This window comes from uncultured Phascolarctobacterium sp., assembly GCF_937920985.1.
In the GTDB taxonomy this organism is placed as follows: domain Bacteria; phylum Bacillota; class Negativicutes; order Acidaminococcales; family Acidaminococcaceae; genus Phascolarctobacterium_A.
This window is the reverse complement of record NZ_CALDXR010000030.1, coordinates 1-17459: the sequence shown is the minus strand read 5'-3', so window position 1 is coordinate 17459 and position 17459 is coordinate 1. Positions and strand designations below refer to the sequence as shown.

Annotated in this window: 16 protein-coding genes and 1 tRNA gene; 1 reads left to right on the top strand and 16 read right to left on the bottom strand. The window is 49.2% G+C overall.

Annotated features, from left to right (window positions below; all coding sequences use genetic code 11):
- Positions 1-13: 13 nt before the first annotated feature.
- The 16 genes from Q0612_RS05260 to Q0612_RS05185 all read right to left on the bottom strand — a co-directional run bounded on the left by Q0612_RS05260 (position 14) and on the right by Q0612_RS05185 (position 16888).
- Complete coding sequence (locus Q0612_RS05260) at positions 14-1306, bottom strand: SH3 domain-containing protein (RefSeq protein ID WP_298881691.1); 1293 nt, start codon at positions 1304-1306, stop codon at positions 14-16.
- A gap of 152 nt (positions 1307-1458) precedes the next feature.
- Positions 1459-2088, bottom strand: coding sequence for a glycerol-3-phosphate 1-O-acyltransferase PlsY (plsY, locus tag Q0612_RS05255; RefSeq protein ID WP_210684437.1), 630 nt, complete (start codon positions 2086-2088; stop codon positions 1459-1461).
- A 21-nt stretch (positions 2089-2109) separates the two neighbouring features.
- Positions 2110-3438, bottom strand: coding sequence for a ribosome biogenesis GTPase Der (gene der / locus Q0612_RS05250; protein ID WP_298881686.1), 1329 nt, complete (start codon positions 3436-3438; stop codon positions 2110-2112).
- A 558-nt stretch (positions 3439-3996) separates the two neighbouring features.
- Positions 3997-4506 carry a cob(I)yrinic acid a,c-diamide adenosyltransferase gene (locus tag Q0612_RS05245; RefSeq protein ID WP_293692197.1) on the bottom strand — a complete coding sequence of 170 codons (510 nt, stop codon included), beginning with the start codon at positions 4504-4506 and terminating at the stop codon, positions 3997-3999.
- A gap of 9 nt (positions 4507-4515) precedes the next feature.
- Positions 4516-5799, bottom strand: coding sequence for a DUF512 domain-containing protein (locus Q0612_RS05240; RefSeq protein WP_298881683.1), 1284 nt, complete (start codon positions 5797-5799; stop codon positions 4516-4518).
- A 205-nt stretch (positions 5800-6004) separates the two neighbouring features.
- Positions 6005-7225 (bottom strand): ATP-binding protein, encoded by a 1221-nt coding sequence (locus Q0612_RS05235; protein WP_298881680.1) that lies wholly within the window; start codon positions 7223-7225, stop codon positions 6005-6007.
- A gap of 358 nt (positions 7226-7583) precedes the next feature.
- Positions 7584-8648, bottom strand: a complete 1065-nt coding sequence (gene fni / locus Q0612_RS05230; RefSeq protein WP_298881678.1) for a type 2 isopentenyl-diphosphate Delta-isomerase — start codon at positions 8646-8648, stop codon at positions 7584-7586.
- A 12-nt stretch (positions 8649-8660) separates the two neighbouring features.
- Positions 8661-10730 (bottom strand): 4-hydroxy-3-methylbut-2-enyl diphosphate reductase, encoded by a 2070-nt coding sequence (gene ispH, locus Q0612_RS05225; protein ID WP_298881675.1) that lies wholly within the window; start codon positions 10728-10730, stop codon positions 8661-8663.
- Positions 10730-11326 (bottom strand): 1-acyl-sn-glycerol-3-phosphate acyltransferase, encoded by a 597-nt coding sequence (locus Q0612_RS05220; RefSeq protein ID WP_298881672.1) that lies wholly within the window; start codon positions 11324-11326, stop codon positions 10730-10732. Before Q0612_RS05220 ends, ispH begins: the two co-directional genes overlap by 1 nt.
- Positions 11323-11991 (bottom strand): (d)CMP kinase, encoded by a 669-nt coding sequence (cmk, locus tag Q0612_RS05215; protein ID WP_298881669.1) that lies wholly within the window; start codon positions 11989-11991, stop codon positions 11323-11325. The genes Q0612_RS05220 and cmk overlap by 4 nt, the downstream gene beginning before the upstream one ends.
- Before the next feature lie 93 nt (positions 11992-12084).
- Positions 12085-13323, bottom strand: a complete 1239-nt coding sequence (locus Q0612_RS05210; RefSeq protein WP_298881667.1) for an NAD(P)/FAD-dependent oxidoreductase — start codon at positions 13321-13323, stop codon at positions 12085-12087.
- Positions 13320-14045 carry a pseudouridine synthase gene (locus Q0612_RS05205; protein WP_298881664.1) on the bottom strand — a complete coding sequence of 242 codons (726 nt, stop codon included), beginning with the start codon at positions 14043-14045 and terminating at the stop codon, positions 13320-13322. The genes Q0612_RS05210 and Q0612_RS05205 overlap by 4 nt, the downstream gene beginning before the upstream one ends.
- 5 nt (positions 14046-14050) lie before the next feature.
- The gene (scpB, locus tag Q0612_RS05200; RefSeq protein ID WP_298881661.1) at positions 14051-14629 is read right to left on the bottom strand and encodes an SMC-Scp complex subunit ScpB; all 579 of its coding nucleotides are present in this window, start codon (positions 14627-14629) and stop codon (positions 14051-14053) included.
- The gene (locus Q0612_RS05195; protein ID WP_298881658.1) at positions 14619-15350 is read right to left on the bottom strand and encodes a ScpA family protein; all 732 of its coding nucleotides are present in this window, start codon (positions 15348-15350) and stop codon (positions 14619-14621) included. Before Q0612_RS05195 ends, scpB begins: the two co-directional genes overlap by 11 nt.
- A 3-nt stretch (positions 15351-15353) precedes the next feature.
- Positions 15354-15974 (bottom strand): site-2 protease family protein, encoded by a 621-nt coding sequence (locus Q0612_RS05190; protein ID WP_293812356.1) that lies wholly within the window; start codon positions 15972-15974, stop codon positions 15354-15356.
- A 137-nt stretch (positions 15975-16111) separates the two neighbouring features.
- Positions 16112-16888: an enoyl-CoA hydratase/isomerase family protein gene (locus tag Q0612_RS05185; protein WP_298881649.1), complete on the bottom strand. Its 777-nt coding sequence runs from the start codon at positions 16886-16888 to the stop codon at positions 16112-16114.
- A 341-nt stretch (positions 16889-17229) separates the two neighbouring features.
- Between Q0612_RS05185 and Q0612_RS05180 the strand changes: the two genes are divergently transcribed.
- A tRNA-Asn gene (locus tag Q0612_RS05180) sits at positions 17230-17305 on the top strand.
- The last annotated feature ends 154 nt before the right edge of the window (positions 17306-17459 follow it).

The window sequence follows — 17459 nt, the reverse complement described above, 5'->3', positions numbered from 1 at the left end:
AAATCTCCTAACATTATTTATATTCTATTGCTGTCTGCAATTCGTTAAGCATCATATTACCGCTGGAACGCTGCAGCGTCAAATCGCTCACCAGCACCTTCATCTCGCGGATTCTCCGGCCCTTGGAAAAATAAGAGCCCAGCGCATGAATCGTGTACGGTGTCTGGTTAATGTTGCCGATATACATTAGGCAGTGGCCATCCATATAAAGCGCTGCACCCGGCATCAGCCTGCTGATAACAGCGGCGCGTTCCTGCGCACTGCCGCTCAGCTTTTTCTTCGTGCCTGCAGTCAGCTCCTGCTGGTCGGCATTACGCGGCAGCACGATGCCCACAGTGCGGTAAGCATTGAACACCAGGCTCGAGCAGTCCACGCTGTTCTTCAAACCGCCCCAGCCATAGGGCTTGCCGTAAAATTTGAAAGCGGAGCTCAGCAGATTATTGCTGGTATAAGGCAAATAACCATAATGCACGGCAGAGGCAGCCTTCGGCACCAGCAGCTTCTGCTTCTGCAGCTGGCCTGCTTTGGTACGCACCGGTGCAAGCACCGTATAGGTATCGCTCTGCACACTGTCAACCGGCAGGCGCGCACCCTGCTGATAAAGCACCTGCTCGCCGTCCGTTTTCAGGTTATATTCCGCATCGGTAACAACCAGAAACTTCTGCGGCTTTACAAAGCTGCTCCAGGTATTCTTATCGGTCATGGCTACATTATACTTGCTCACCCAACCGCTGTAATTTACTGCCTGCACATAGTAAAAATAACCATTGGCACTGGTGTGCAGCACAGCCACAGGCTCGCCGGGGTCCAGCATAGTTTCCTGCAGCGCATCAAAATCCCTGTCGCCCGCGTAATAATACAGGCCCTCGCCCGTAGGCAGCGCGCGCACCGCAGTACGGCGCACCGTCACGGCGTATTGCACGCCCACGCTTTTGGGAATAGCGCTGATATTACTCTGTTTGCGCAGGATATTCTTATAGTTTTCGCTCACCTTGTTGCCATGCAGATACAGGTCATCGTCAAGGATGGAATAATCCATAATCCTCGTTTTGAGCGCATCACCGCTCATCGTCGCAGGATAATTGGCTAGGTCAGGCATACTGCGGGAAGCAGCGCGTACCTTGGCGTTGAAGGCTGCCACACCCTTCGCATCCAGAATAACCGTATCCCCGCTCTTGTTCTGCTCCGTCCAGTGCGACGGGTTCACCAGCGGCGGATAATTGGTAATGCCTGCGGCCGAAGCACCCAAAGGCAGCAACAGTCCGCAAACAACAACAGCTGTATATAAAAGCTTTGCTAATCGCAATTTCGTTCCTCCATCCTGCAGTATTTTGCTTACTGCAAGTCACCTAAAATACTTGTAATATTATTATATTCTTTAGGCAGGACAAAAATCCTGCTTTAATATATGAAAAAAGCTGATGTAAGCATTGGCCTACATCAGCGTAGAAGCGATATTTATTTCTGCAGATCCTTGGCATTGCCCGGTTTGATTTTGCTTTCGGTGCCTGTAAGCAGGCGGTGAATATTTTCCTTGTGGCGCAAAACTACAAAGAAAGCAGCAACCACCGAGAAAATCACATAGGCAGAGGGATAACCCAGATACCATGCCAGCGGCGGCGTAAAGATGGCAGCCATAATGGAGCCAAGCGATACATAGCGCGTCAGCAGCACGCACACCAACCAGATACCGAAGCTTGCCACCGCAACCTTAGGCATCATAAAGATCAACAGGCCCAATGCGGTCGCAACGCCCTTGCCACCCTTAAAGCCCAAAAAGAGCGAATAATTGTGTCCCAAAAGCGCACCCAAAGCCGTAACCACATCCAGCAGCGGATTGTGGAAAAAATAACTCATAATACCAACCGCGAGAATACCCTTGAAGGCATCGGCAATCAGCACCAGCACCGCAGTCTTGGGACCAACGGTACGGAAAACGTTCGTCGTGCCGATATTTTTGCTGCCGTAGTTACGGATATCAATACCATGAAATGCCTGTACCAGCCATAAGCCGCTGGGAACAGAACCGCACACATGACCGAGCACAAAGCCCAGCAGAAAATGTAATATACCCACCTCATTGAACATAACAAATCACCTGACTTTTATTTATTCATCCTCGTTCTTGCCACGGATAATCATCTGAATCGGTGTGCCTTCAAAGCCAAAGGCCTCACGCAGCTTGTTCTCCAAATAACGCTGATAGGAGAAATGCATGATTTCCGGTTCGTTGACAAAGATAACAAAGGTTGGCGGTTTGATTTTGACCTGAGTAACATAAAGAATCTTAAGACGCTTGCCTTTTTCGGTCGGCGGCGGATTGATAGCCACAGCGTCCTCGATAACCTGGTTGAGAATACTGGTAGCGATACGCATAGCGTTCTGCTCGGCAACATAGGAGATAAGCTCCGGCAGACGGTGAATACGCTGCTTGGTAACGGCAGAAACAAAAACTACCGGCGCATACTGCAGGAAAACAAGCTCCTTGCGCAAAGTTTCGGTATAACGCAGAGTGGAGGAATTGTCCTTCTCGTACAAATCCCATTTGTTGACAACCAGAATAACAGCCTTGCCTGCCTCATGTGCATAGCCGACGATACGTTTATCCTGCTCGGTAACACCCTCGACAGCATCAAAAACCATCAGCACAACGTCACTGCGGTCAACCGCACGCAGAGAACGCATAACGCTGTATTTTTCAATCGGTTCGTCAACCTTAGCCTTGCGGCGCATGCCTGCGGTATCAATGAACAGGTACTTCTGACCGTTGCGTACTACCGGAGTATCAATCGCATCACGGGTAGTGCCTGCAACATCACTTACGATAGAACGCTCCTCGCCTACCAGTGCGTTGAAAATAGAGGACTTGCCTACGTTAGGACGGCCGATCAGAGCAACCTTTATTTCGTCCTCTTCCTCCAGGTCACCTGCCATCTTATCGGACGGGAACTTGGCAACAACGGCATCCAGCAAATCGCCCAGGCCCAAATGGTTGGACGCGGAAACAGCAATCGGATCACCGATACCCAGATTATAGAATTCAAAGGTATTCATCTCCTGCTTCGGAGAATCCGCCTTATTGACAGCCAGAACAATCGGCTTCTTTGACTGACGCAACAGACGGGCAACGTCAGCATCCTCGGTAGTAATGCCTGCGCGTGCATCGCAGACGAACAGAATAACGTCCGCCTCCTTAATCGCAATCTGTGCCTGCTGACGGATAGAAACAGCAATAGCATCAGCATTCATGATTTCGATACCGCCGGTATCAACCATCATAAACTCGTGGTCCAGCCATTCGGCGGTAGCATACAGACGGTCGCGGGTAACGCCCGGTGTATCCTCAACAATGGAAATCCTGCTGTTGGCAAAAATATTAAAAAGAGTAGATTTGCCTACGTTCGGACGTCCAACTATAGCAACTATCGGTTTAGCCATAATCAAATCTCCTTCATCATAATAAATTTTTTAGTATGTGTCTATCATAGAAATGTAAAATTTTTTGCATATTTATGGGGATTACCCCCTTCCGCCTCGCTGCGCTCGGCACCTTCCCCGAGGGGCAGGCAAGTCTAATAGCGTTCCTTTAGCCTTCATTAGTACATTCTTGGTTCCCCCTTGGGGGAACTGTTGCCGCAGGCGACTAAAGGGGGGCGGCTTAGGCAACTTGTCGCATCAAAATCCCCCTTCCGTCAGTTCGCTGCGCTCACTGACACCTTCCCCAAGGGGCAGGCAAGAAGGATAGCAAAACGCCAACACGAGCAATTAACATATCGTGTAGGGAATAGCAATTTTAGCAAATGAGTGTCTGGAACCATAGAAGCAAGGGTACGTAACTTTCTATTACCGTCTGGCAAATTTTACCGAAGCTTCGTCCTGGTTCAACACGAAATTTGCGTTGTGCCCTAAGGCACGGGAAATTTGCTACTGACTGGAACGATATTTAATTGCGACGTACAAGCAACTCTTTTCTCATCTCTCTACGCAAGCGCGCCTCTAGTGATCAATTCCATTCCTGGAACTAACTCCCTTATGGAAGTAATGCTTAACCTCGCTCATATCAGTAACAAGGTCGGCAATTTTAATAAGCTCTTCCGGTGCACCTCTACCAGTAGTAATAACCTCAACGTTATTTTTATGCTCACGCAAAAAATCGACAACCTCCTGCGTCGGCAGCATCTGAGTAGCAAGCACAATATTCAGCTCATCGAGGATAATAATGTCCGCAGCGTGTGAGCTGATAGCTTCTTTCGCCTCTTCCCAGCCGTCACGGCACATCTTCAAATCAACAGGATCGGGATTATGGAAATTAACAAAGGCGTCGCGTCCCACCTGCCGCAGCGTAAACCAGGGCAGATTCTTTGCAGCCCGCGCCTCGCCATACTCTGGATCATCCTTCAAAAATGAAAGCATCAGCGTCTTCATGCCATAACCGGAGGCACGCAGCGCCACGCCCAAAGCGGCAGTAGTCTTACCCTTGCCTGTACCTGTATAAACCTGCAGCATACGCTTCACCTATCTTTCCAATAATAAATGCAGCAGCTCCTTAGCACCCTTGGCAATCTCCACCTTGCCGGGGTAACGCTCCTTGAACTGAGCCAACGACATATCATCCAAAAACAGCTCATCGCTGTTCAAAACAACATCCGGAAGAATAATCTGCTTACCCTGTACGTTTGCAAGGATATCGCTGCCCGTCAAAAGACCAGTGACGTTGACCTTGCCGCCGAAAAAGCTGTTGGGCACAGGTACAAAGCGGTGCTCCGAACCGAACTGCTTATTGAGCTTGGCCATCAAAGGCTCCAGCACACGGTAAGCGCCCTCACCCACGGGAATCACCGCAGGCTCTGCAGGATGAAAGCTCTGCATCTGCGCCAACGCCTCGTCCCACTCCAGCATAAAGTTGGCAGTAAGGCCGATGCCATTTTCCAGCTGCGGGAAGCCGTCGTACCATTCGGTAGGAGGAAAAGGCTTTTCCGCCAGCAGATAAAATTCATCGCCCAAGTAGATAAACGTTTTGCCTGTTTCCTTACGGCAGCGCTCCTGCCATGCGGTCACCTGCTCCACAACCTCTGCGGCCTGCTCCTTCGTAAAGGTAGCAAGCTGCGTCAGGTGCTCGCGGTGCTTAGTAGTACCTACGGGAACAACCGCCATCGTCAGTACATTGGGATACTGCGCGTACAAATCGTGGAAGCTCTTGGCAAGAATCTCGCCGTCATTATAACCGGGACAGCAGACAATCTGCGTATGCACCTGAATGCCCGCATCGAACAAAAGCTGCAGGCGCTCCATCAGCTGACCGGCGAAACGGTTATGCATCATCTGGCAGCGCACCTGCGGGTCGGTAGCGTGTACCGAAACATACAGCGGCGTAAGATGCGTGCGGATAATACGTTCAAAATCTTCATCCTTCATATTGGTGAGCGTAATGAAGTTACCATATAAGAAGGACAGACGGTAATCGTCATCACGCACATACAGACCCGGACGCATACCGGGAATCATCTGGTCCACAAAGCAGAAAACACAGTTATTGTAGCAGGTCGCAACTCTGTCGAAAACTGCGGAATCAAACTCCAGACCAAGATCCTCATCCGGATATTTTTCTATATGTACCTGACGGCGTGTGCCATCGGTGGCCTCTATCTCCAGATTAACCTCGTAATCGGAGGTATAGAAGCTCAATTCAATTATATCCTTAACCTGTACGCCGTCTACGCTGCACAGCTTTTCGCCGGCCTTGATGCCTGCGTCCGCTGCCAAGCTGTTCTTGCGTACACCACTAATAAGTCCTACCATTACAACTCCTTAAAAAAATGCAGATAATCAACCGTGAAAAGATTAGTCGTCAAATTATTATATCATATTAGCTTAAAGAATGCAAAAAGGGGACGCTATATACGCTAAAAGCTTCCGGACGAGCCATGAAAGCAGGTCTGGAAGCTTTTATTGTGTAAATTAGTACTTAGATGAAAAATTATTATAAATGCCACTCAATACTCTTCTATATCCCTAGAAGCCAGTCAATGACATTCATGACTTTTATGCCTTCATAATTTCCGAGGGAGAAGCGATCAAGCGTCAAGACGATTTTCTCATAATTGTCTTGTATTCCCCGTAGTGGACGCATCTCTCGTTCAAATGTTTCCTCAGCAGTCATATTAGCTGTAACCTGATAATAAGTTAATATTCCTTGCTTCTGAGCGACAAAGTCCACTTCAGTTGAGCCAAACTTTCCAATATTGACCTTATAGCCTCGCCGTAAAAGCTCGAAATATACAATATTCTCAATGGAAAAGCCCAAATCATAGCGTTTTCTTGGAAGAATATGATTGCGAAGTCCCAGATCAACCATATACAGCTTTTTATTGGCTTTCAAAAGCTGTTTTCCAACAATATCAAATCTTTCAGCTGGGTAAAAGACAAATGATTCAGTCAAAGCCTCTACATAATCACTAACCGTATTCGGAGAAATCTTTCTGCCAGAAGAGATTAAGTAATCGGTTACGCTTTTCATAGAAATCGGACTGCCGATTACACTTGCCAAATAGCGTGCAATGGTCTTCAGTAGTGCAATATCTGTGATTTTACGTTTACCTGCATCTTTTTCTTTTCTTGCCTGGCGTTCCTCAATATCTTTAACAATAACGGTGTTATAGATTCCCTCCAGATATTGATTTACTTTTTCATCCGTACGGTTCATCACCGCAACATACGGAAGTCCTCCCGTTTGCATATATTCTGAAAAAGCATCTTCTTGCGGTCTCCCCGTCACAGTGACATACTCACGGAAAGAAAGGGGAAGCATTGATATTTCCACATACCTTCCAGACAAAAGGGTTGCTAGTTCACTTGAAAGCAAATACGAATTTGAACCCGTAATATATACATCCGTGTTGTTCTTTACATATAGACTATCTACTACTTTGGGGAAATCAGGCACGTTCTGAATTTCGTCCAAAAATATATATGTCATTTTATCGCTGCACAGACGTTCTTTTATATAACGATAAAGTGCCTTATAATCCAAAAGCTCTTCAAACTCTAGGTCTTCAAAGTTGATTGATATAATCTGTTCTGCTTCCACGCCAGCTAAATGAAGTCTGTCCTTAAACTGTTCCAGAAGCACCGATTTACCACAACGTCTAATTCCCGTCACAACTTTAATGATGTGCTCGTCTTTCCACTCCCAAAGCTTTGCGAGGTATTCTTTTCTTTCAACCATAGTTCCATCCCTCCTTTCTCCGAGTATAGCACATTATGTTTTGAAAATCAAACTATATTCCCATTTCGGAATTTACTTTTAAGTATTTTATTTTGTCTTCTTATTTTAGAAGCTTTAATTACCAATATCCATAAGCTTCACCAACTATCACGAAGTCTATTTTGTAGTCGGCGAGAAAAAATCTGCGCAAGCTTTCATGCCCTCTCAGATAGTATGCTATGAAATTTGTTAATAAATAACCTCTACTCTGCTCAACCTCTCCAACGACTAATCCTCATTACACAACTTTCATTTAGATAAAAAATACGATGAAGTAAAAGTCATAAGTAACTTAGAACGGTTTTTCTATCCTCTTCTTCTATCCTCTGCGCCATCTGCACAGCTTCGCCAAATCGTAGCCGCGGCTGGCAATAAAGTCACGCGTTTCTCCCGTCACAATCAGCGGAACGTCACGCAACTCCTTCGGCGTCAGGCAGCCCAAAAGCAGCATATACTTCTGCAGTCCGTCCGCCAGTGTTTCCACATAGTTTGCGGCAGCGTCAACTCCCTGCTCCATAACCAGACGCAAAAGCGGTGCGGTAATTCCCACCGCGTCCGCACCCAGAGCAAAAGCACGCGCTGCGTCACCTGCAGTACGGATGCCGCCGCTCGCCAAAAGCAGTGCGTTTTCCGGCAGTGTCTGCTGCGCGTCAAGCAAGCTCCAGCACGTAGGCACGCCCCAGGCAGCAAACTCCTCCGTCAGCTCCACGCCCTGACGCTTTGCTTCAATCGCCGGGAAGTTCGTCCCCCCTGCGCCGGCACAGTCAAAAGCGATAAAGCCCTGCTCCAGCAAAAGCTCGTACTGCTCTGCCGCAATACCGCAGCCTGTTTCCTTGACGATAACAGGTACGCTCACAGCATCACGGATCTGCACCAGGTTTGCCAAAAGTCCGCAGGTATCCTTGTCGCCTTCGGCCATCCACAGCTCCTGCGCAGCGTTCAGGTGAACCTCCAGCGCGTCAGCCTGCAGCATGTCAACGGCAGCCTGCGCCTGCGCGGGCGTAGCCAGTGCGCTGATGTTACCGATAACAAGACCTTCGGCAAGCTCCTCGCGCACCACAGTATAGCTCGCGATACCGCTGCCGTCACGCACAGCGCCGAACTGCGAGCCGACAGCCATACCGATACCGGTTTTTGCCGCCACCTGCGCCAGCTTTCTGTTAATCTCCGTCACCGCATCTGTACTGCCGGTAATAGCATCAATGAAAAAAGGCAAACGCAGACGTTTGCCTAAAATTTCTACAGATAAAACAAAGTCTGCCGGATTAATCTCCGGCAGACAGTTGTGTAAGAAGCGGAGATCAGCAAGGTGCGTTGCCGCCGGGCCGTCGCCCAGCTCCAGTGCATATTGAATATGTTCTAGCTTACGCTTTGCACGTTGCATATCCTTCTCCAATTATTTTTCGAGGCTTTCCAGCTGCTCGGACAGGTTTTGGCTCAGGTGAGATTTTTTGCTGCCCATGTAGGAACGGAACTCGTTCTTTTCAGCGTCACGTTTAACTTTGGAAATGCTCAGGCCAATTTTTTTGCTGTCCAGATCCATTTTAATGATTTCTGCTTTAACAACTTGGCCAACTTCCAGAACGTCGCTCGGAGCTTCGATGCGCTCAGGAGCAATTTCGGAAATGTGAACCAGACCTTCAACCTTGTCGCTCAGTCTAACGATAGCGCCGAAAGCCAGCAGACGAACAACTTCTACGTCCAGGATATCGCCGATGTGGAATTGAGAAGCTTCTACCTTCCAGGGATCTTCCAGAGTAGCTTTGATGCTCAGAGCAACGCGTTTGTTTTCGCGGTCGATGCTCTTAACCAGAACGGTTACTTCGTCGCCTTCTTTAGCAACGTCAGCAGCTTTTACGCTACGGTCCCAAGACAGCTCGGTGTTGTGAACCAAGCCAACCAGGCCTTCGCCGATTTCAACGAACAGACCGAATTCAGCAACTTTTACAACCTTACCGGTGTATACTTTGCCTTCTTCAACAGAGTTGTAAGCAGCTTCTTCAGCAGCAGCGCGTGCTTCTTTAGCAGCAGCAATGCGAGCTTCTTTAGCTTCCTTGTAAGCTTTGCGTTTAGCGTCAGCTTCAGCTCTCAGCAGGTCGCGGCGGGAAACAACGATGCGTTTTTTCTCCAGGTCAACTTCGATGATTTCAGCTTCCAGCTCTTTGCCGATATAACCGGTGAAGTCTTCTACACGGCGCAGTTCAACATGAGATGCGGGCATGAAGCCTTCAACACCTTCAACTGCAACACCCAGACCAACGATGTTTTTAGCTTTGTTTTTGATGATGCGCAGAACTTTAACGGTTGCCGGGCGTTTTTCGCCTTCGGGCAGCTCAGCAACATTTTTCCATGCTGCGTCGCGCTCAGCTTTGATTTTGGACAGACGAACGAAATCGCTCTTGGTGCTGCCAGGAACAACCTTAGCTTCTACTTCATCGCCAACTTTGATAGTGTTTTGCAATTCTTCAGCAGTTTCGGTCTGGGACCATTCGGAATAAGGAATCAGACCATCATGTCTATATCCGAAAGATACATATACGCCGTCTTTATCCAATTGAATAACGGTACCATTGACAACTTTGCCAGGATATACCTCTACCTCCATACTTTCGTTGAGCATTCTTTCAAAATCCATGTTTTCCATTACTAAAATAGCCTCCTTAATTAAACGGTCCGGAGTCGATGCTCCTGCCGTGATTCCTATTTTATTGCAACCCCTTAGCATATCGCTGCTCAGTTCGCTGGCAGTCTCTATATGATATGCTTGCCTGCAATGCTTTTGCACCAGCTCGAAAAGATGCCTTGTGTTGGCGCTGTTGCGTCCGCCGATGACGATAACGGCATCAGACTCAGCAGCCAGCTTTACAGCGGCTTGCTGTCTTTGCGCTGTCGCCAGACAGATGGTGCGCTCCACACGGTATTCTCCCGGGCGCTGCTCCTGCAGTGCCTGCAATATATCATTAAATTTCTGCAGCTCAAAAGTCGTCTGGATGATTACTCCATAACGCTCCTGGCGCGGTACATAAGAGATATCTTTTATACATTCTACACAGATAGCGTTTTTTCCTGCCCATTTTAAAATACTTTTTACTTCCGGATGATTTTTTTCTCCGACTATTACAGGAAAATAGCCATCAGCTGCTGCCTGAGCAGCCTTTTGCTGTGCCAGGCGTACATTCGGACAGGTTGCGTCCAAAATTGTCAGCCCTTGTTTTTCTGCCTGCGCATAGGTTTCAGGCCCCTCGCCGTGTGAACGGAAGATAACCGTTTCACCGGGAGCAAACTGCTCCAGGCTGTCCTTACAGGCAATGCCATTAGATGCAAGCTCGGCAATCAGCTGGGGATTGTGTATCAAAGGTCCCAGCGTTGCACCCTGCACACGGTCGGTCGCAGCCTTTTGGGCCAACGCCACCGCGCGCTTCACACCATAGCAAAAACCACAGTGCTCTGCTACCTTAATTTCCATTATACATCTTCACCTGCCTGCAGCCTTGCAATGTGCTGCATAAGCTCTTCAGTCATTGCATGCAAAAATTCTTTGTTGACCACAGCGTCCTCAGGAAAAGGCATCGGTTTGCCAAAGCGCACCGTAACCTTCGGCCAGATACGGCCATGACGCTTGTAATCGGTACCGATGATGCAGGCCGGCACGATAGTTGCCTTCGCCTTGCTCGCCATCATCAGCGCTCCGGGCTGAGCCTTGCCAAGCTCACCGGTCTTGCTGCGTGTTCCCTCGGGGAAAATCGCCAGCACCTGACCGCTTTCCAGGATATCAATACCATGCTTGATTGCAGCACGGTCCGCACCACCGCGGCGCACCGGGAAAGCACCCAGAATTTTATAGATAGTGCCCAGAACCGGCACAAACAGCTCTTCCTTGGCCATAAAGTGGACCTTACGGGTTGCTGCCGTACCAAGTACAGGCGGATCAAGCAGACTCAGATGGTTGCTCGCTATAACCAGCGGACCATCCTTGGGAATATTTTCTGTTCCTTCTACCTTCAATCGCAAAAAGATGGTAAAAAGAATTTTAAAGAGATTCTTCACTAAGGTATAAATCATTGTGCGCGCTCCTGCACCAGCTGTAAAATTCTCTCGGTAACCTCGCTGATGCCCATATCGGATGTATCCAGAAGCAAGGCATCCTCTGCCTGACGCAGCGGACTGATAGCACGCTCGCTGTCCTGCTTGTCGCGCTCGGCAATATCCGCCTGCAGCTGCTGCAGATCAACCTGCTGACCTTTGGCCACCATTTCCGCATAGCGGCGGCGCGCTCTTTCCTCAACCGAAGCAGTAAGAAAAATTTTCAGCTGTGCGTTTGGAAATACCACCGTACCGATATCACGACCGTCCATCAGGACACCACCAGCCTCGCCCATACGGCGCTGTTGGTCTACCATCGCCTCACGCACTGCTCCGATAGCAGCAACACGCGACACAATCGCCGTCACTTCGGGAGTACGGATAGCATCGGTAACCTCGGTACCGTCCACAAAAACACGGTTGATTTTTGCCTCCGGCTTGAAGTCAATCAGCATAGTCTTGGATAAGCCGCTGATAAAGTCCTCGTCAAAAGCTTTGCCTGTCTGCAAAAACTTCCAGGCTACGCTTCTGTACATGGCACCGGTATCAATATAAGCATAGCCTAATTTTTCGGCAGCCAGCTTCGCAATAGTGCTTTTGCCTGCACCTGCGGGACCATCAATTGCCACAACAATTTTCTTCATTCTACATAACCACACTTTATAATGTATTAGCTATCTATATAATACCATGTTTTACATGTATATGGATAGCCTAAAATAAGTCAAATTTATGAATTATTCTTCCGCAGCCGCCGCTTCGCCTGCAGCATGACCGCTGCTGAAGGCCGCCTGCAGATTATAACCGCCGGTATAACCGTCGACATCCATAACCTCGCCTGCAAAGTACAGGCCCTTGATGCGCTTGGATTCCATGGTCTTGGGGTCAATCTCCTTCACGCTTACGCCGCCTGCGGTAACAATGGCCTCGGCAATCGGGCGTGTTGCGGAAATGGTGATGACAAAATGCTTCAACGTCTGCAGCAGTCTGTGACGCTCCTCGCGCGAAACCTGGTTGATGAATTTGTTTTCATCAACATAGGACATATCCAACACAACGGGAATCAGTCGCTGCGGCAGCAAATCCTTCATGCCGTTTAGCACCTGCTTACGGCTGTACTGCAGAAAATCGCGTTGGATACGTGCATCAAGCTTTTCTTCGCTCAATGCAGGCTTCAGGTCAACCTCCAGCTCAACATCCTTGCCTGCAGCCAAAGCGTCTGCAGCAAGATTGCTCAGCGAAAGCACAATGGGACCGGAAACACCGAAATGCGTAAACAGCATCTCGCCGAATTCACTGCCCAGCTTTACGCCGTCGGCCAAAAGTGTTGCCTGCACGTTGCGCAAAGATAAGCCATGCAGATCGTCAACATAAGGATAATCGCTTTCCAGCGGAATCAGAGAAGGCTTCAGCGGCACAATCGTGTGCCCCAGCTTCTTCGCCAGCTTAGCGCCGCCGCCGTCGCTGCCTGTGCCCGGATAGGAGGCACCGCCTGCAGCCAGAATAACTCTGTCTGCCTCGTACACGCCGTTGACCGTGCGCACGCCGTACACATGGCCTTCTTTGACCATGATATCAATAACCTTGGTGTCGGTCTGCAGCTTGCCGCCGGCCTCGGTATAAATCCTTACCAGCGTATCAACTACATCCTTCGCCTTGTCGCTTACCGGAAAAATACGGCCGCCGCGTTCAACCTTCGTCGGCAATCCGTTACTCTCCAATAGCAATACTATATCATCATTTGTGAACCTATGTAAAGCACTATTTAAAAATCTTCCGTTTCCGGGCAGATTTTTTATGAAATCGGGGATTTCACAAGCGTTGGTAATGTTGCAGCGTCCCTTGCCGGTAATGAGCATTTTCTTTCCCGGCACACGCATTTTTTCATAAATCGTTACCTGCGCTCCGCCCCAGACTGCAGCAATACCTGCCAACAGGCCTGCCGCGCCGCCGCCGACAATCGCAACTCGCGTCATAGCTTAGCCGCCTTTCTGAGCTGAGATAATTCCTGCTCGCTCAGGCTGCGGAACTTGCCGCGTCCCAGATTGCTCAGCTGCAGCGGTCCCAGCTTGATGCGCTTCAAGTCGCGCACGGGGAAGCCGATTGCGTCACACATGCGGCGAATCTGGCGGTTACGTCCTTCATGTATGGTGATATCAAAAAGCGTAAAGCCACGCTCATGATCATAATCACGCAGGTTGACAATCGCCGGAGCGGTCGGGCCGTCCTCCAGCTTTACGCCCAAACGCAGCTGGTCCAGCTTTTCCTGCGGCACAATACCCGGAACCTTAACGAGGTAGGTCTTGTTAACTTCATGGCTCGGATGCATCAGCGCCTGTGCCAGCGCCCCGTCATTCGTCAGCAGCAGCAGTCCTTCGGTATTGAAGTCCAGGCGGCCAACCGGAAAAACTCGTTCCGGCAGGTTCTGCACGAAATCGGCAATGCTGCGGCGGTTCTGCGGGTCGGACATCGTGGTTACTACTCCCCTCGGCTTATAGAATATGTAATATGCCTTGGCCTCTTGGGCAATCGGTTTGCCGTCAACGCTGATGCGTACCTTTGACGCATCAAACTTGCAGCCCAGCTCGGTAACAACTTTACCGTTCACGCGGACGCGACCTGCCGTAATAATTTTTTCTGCTTCGCGGCGGGAGGCAACGCCTGCTGCCGCCAGGATTTTTTGTAAACGTTCTTCCATCTATCTCAGTTTTCCTTTGCTTCTAATGTATTATCAAGCTGCAGCACCTGCTGCGCAGCCTCTGCCTCATCCTCAGGCTTCGTTTCCAGCGGCGGCAGCTCCTCCAATGAGTTCAGGCCGAACACCGTCAGAAATTTTTCTGTCGTTGCATATAAAATCGGGTTGCCCAAGGCCTTCTTGCGTCCTGCCTCCACTACCAGGCCAAGGTCCAGCAGTGTATTGAGTACGCCGTCAACCTTCACGCCGCGGATGGCTTCCATCTCTGCGCGCGTCACCGGCTGTTTAAAAGCGACAATCGCCAAGGTTTCCAAGGACGCATTCGTCAGCTTTACTTCCTTTTTGCGTCCCAAGCCCAGCAGTACATTGTAGTAAACAGGCTTGGTCACCAGCTGAAAGCAGCCTGCTGTTTCACGCAGCATCAATCCCCTGCTTTCCGCCTCGTAGGAATGCTTCAGCTCCGAAACAAGCTCCCACACCTGCGGCTTTTCCAGCTGCAGAAGGTCCGCAAGCTCCGCCACAGAAACAGGCTCACCTGCAGCAAACAGCACCGCTTCCAGTGCTCCTGTCATTTTATCAATATACATCGTTTGCTTCCTCCTGTCCCTGCTTGCCGAAGATATAAATCGGTGCAAAGCGCTGTGCCTGGCTGATAGTAATCAACCCCAGCTTCAGCAGCTCCAGTACACCCAAAAAGCAGGCCACCTTCTCGGCAGGGCTGCCTGCGGTAAAAATCTCATTCAGTATAAAGCCCTGCGGCTGACGCTGCAGTCTTTGCAGAATATCTGCCATTTTATCCTGCACACTGTAGGCCTGCGGCTCAATAAAGGCTGCCGGCTTGCCATCGGGCGCAGTTGTCATGCCTGCCAATGCCTTCAATAACTGCTGCACCGTACAGGGAGCAACAGTGCGCTCCACCAGATTGCCGAACATCGGCTCACGCTGCCAGTACAGGTCAGCGCTCTGCTTCATATCAGCCAAGGCAGCAGCGGCACGCTTAATGCGGCGGTATTCCACCAGCATCTCCACCAGCTGCTGGCGCGGGTCTGCTTCCTCCTCCTCGCCCTCAACGGACTGCTTGGGCAGCAGCATGCGCGATTTAATCTGCAACAGCGTTGCGGCCATCACCAGAAAATCACTGGCAACCTCCATATCAAATTCACTCATGCTGCGCAGATAGCTCATATACTGCTCCGTAACCGCAGCGATGGGAATATCATAAATATCAACTTTATCACGTTCGATGAGATGCAAAAGCAAATCCAGCGGACCCTCGAACGCAGTCAGCTTCAACGATAAATCAGCCATGGCCTAGAACACTAAACCCAAGATACCGTTTACCAGCAGCATGTAGCCGGCGGCAAGCGGTCTGATAATCGCACCTGTAATACCGGTGAACACCAAAGCAATCAGAATATAAAAGCCGTAGCGTCCAACAAGATTGTCAAACTTCCAGGCCATAGACGGCGGCAGCAGCTCCGAAAGAATCTTGGAGCCGTCCAGCGGCGGAACCGGAATCAGGTTGAAGAAAGCAAACCATACATTATATAACTGCATCCACAGCAAAAAGCGGTAAACGCCATCACTCAAAAGACCGAAGCGATTTAAAAAAGTCATGAAAAATGCTGCGAGAAAGCACAAAAACAGATTGGCTGCGGGGCCGGCAAAGGAAACCTTCAGAATACCTTCGCGGCGGTTGCGGAAATTGCTGGGGTTAATTTCTACAGGTCTTGCCCAGCCGAAGCCTGCTACCACCAGCAGAATTGCGCCCAACGGGTCCAGATGCGCCATCGGGTTGAAGGTCATGCGTCCCATGTAGCGCGCAGTCGGGTCACCCATGCTGTCCGCACATTGCGCATGGGCATATTCGTGTATCGTAATCGCAAACAGCAGTGCAGGAATGCGATAGATCATCGTACTGAAATCGAGCATACTTTCCTCCGAGAAAAATTTATCAATAGATTTATTATACAACATCTTATATTCCTACGTCAAAAAGAAAACGGAACCATCAGTATAATTTGTGTGACAGTTCCGTAAACATTTGCTTTTTTCTGCTAATTTTTTTCTTATTTGCCTGTAAATTGCGGTGCGCGTTTTTCATAGAAAGCAGCAATGCCTTCCTTGCAGTCGTCGGTACCCATCAGCAGCGCCTGGGTAGTTTCTTCGATTGCCAGCACCTCGTCCAGAGTCAGGTCGTGGTCATTGAGATATTTTTTTGTCAGGCTGATAGACAGCGGAGCGCTTGCTGCCAGACGTGCAGCCATAGCGTAAACCTTGTCCTTCAGCTCTTCGTCCTCATATACATCGTTCAGCATGCCAAGCTCCTTGGCAGTTGCAGCGTCAATCAGGTCACCGGTAAACATCAGCTCTTTAGCCTTCAGCACACCGATAGCCTTCGGCAGGAAGTACAAGCCGCCGCAGTCGGGAATCAGGCCAACCTTGGCAAAGCTCTCGCCAAAGCGTGCCTTGGCAGATGCATACACCAGATCGCAGGCCAGCATCAGGTTAACGCCTGCACCGGCAGTAACGCCGTTGATATAAGCAATAACAGGTTTAGGAATTGTAGTCAGGCGTTTGGCAACGTCGCCAACCTTAGCGATAAAGTCCTTCTTGGCAGCAACGTCCTCCAAGCCGTTCAGATAGCTCAGGTCGCCTCCGGCACAAAATGCTTTGCCGTTGCCGGTAAGTACGATAGCACGCACCTCAGCGTCAGCAGCAGCCTTGGTAATGGCAGCATGCAAACCGTCAATCAGCGCATCATTCATTGAATTCAGGCTCTTCGGACGGTTCATAGTAATCGTCGCAATATTGTTTTCCACAGCGTATAATACAGCTTCTTCCATGGGGAACACTCCTTTACACATGTAGTTTATATCATTAAGGATATTATAGCATAAAACCTTAAATGCCCCTACTATTTATCTAAAGATTTTATCTTTTACTGGTTTCTTCACTTTCTGCATTAAGTAAAGATGAAGAGCGGTGCCTTTAAGGCAACACATCAAGACCTTCTTTCCCTCGCCTTTCATATCACTTGCCTTAATTCTATATAGGCATTTCATCTCCTAAATTCCGCGCATTTATCGCCTTCCCAAAATACTTATAAATTTTTCTAAAAAAACTGTTGACAAATAATTGCCATGCGAGTATAATGATATTCGTTGGTTGACTTACCAACCTTAATTCCCCGATAGTTCAGCCGGTAGAACACCTGACTGTTAATCAGGGCGTCGTAGGTTCGAGTCCTACTCGGGGAGCCAAGAAGTTAAAGCTTCGAACTTTTAGGAGTTCGGAGCTTTTTGTTTTTCCCGAAATTGATTTATGATATAATAAATATACCACTATAACCAACGAGGTACATAGTGTGAAACAACATCTTTAGCTGCGTACATTGTCGTAGATTGATTTTTGGCG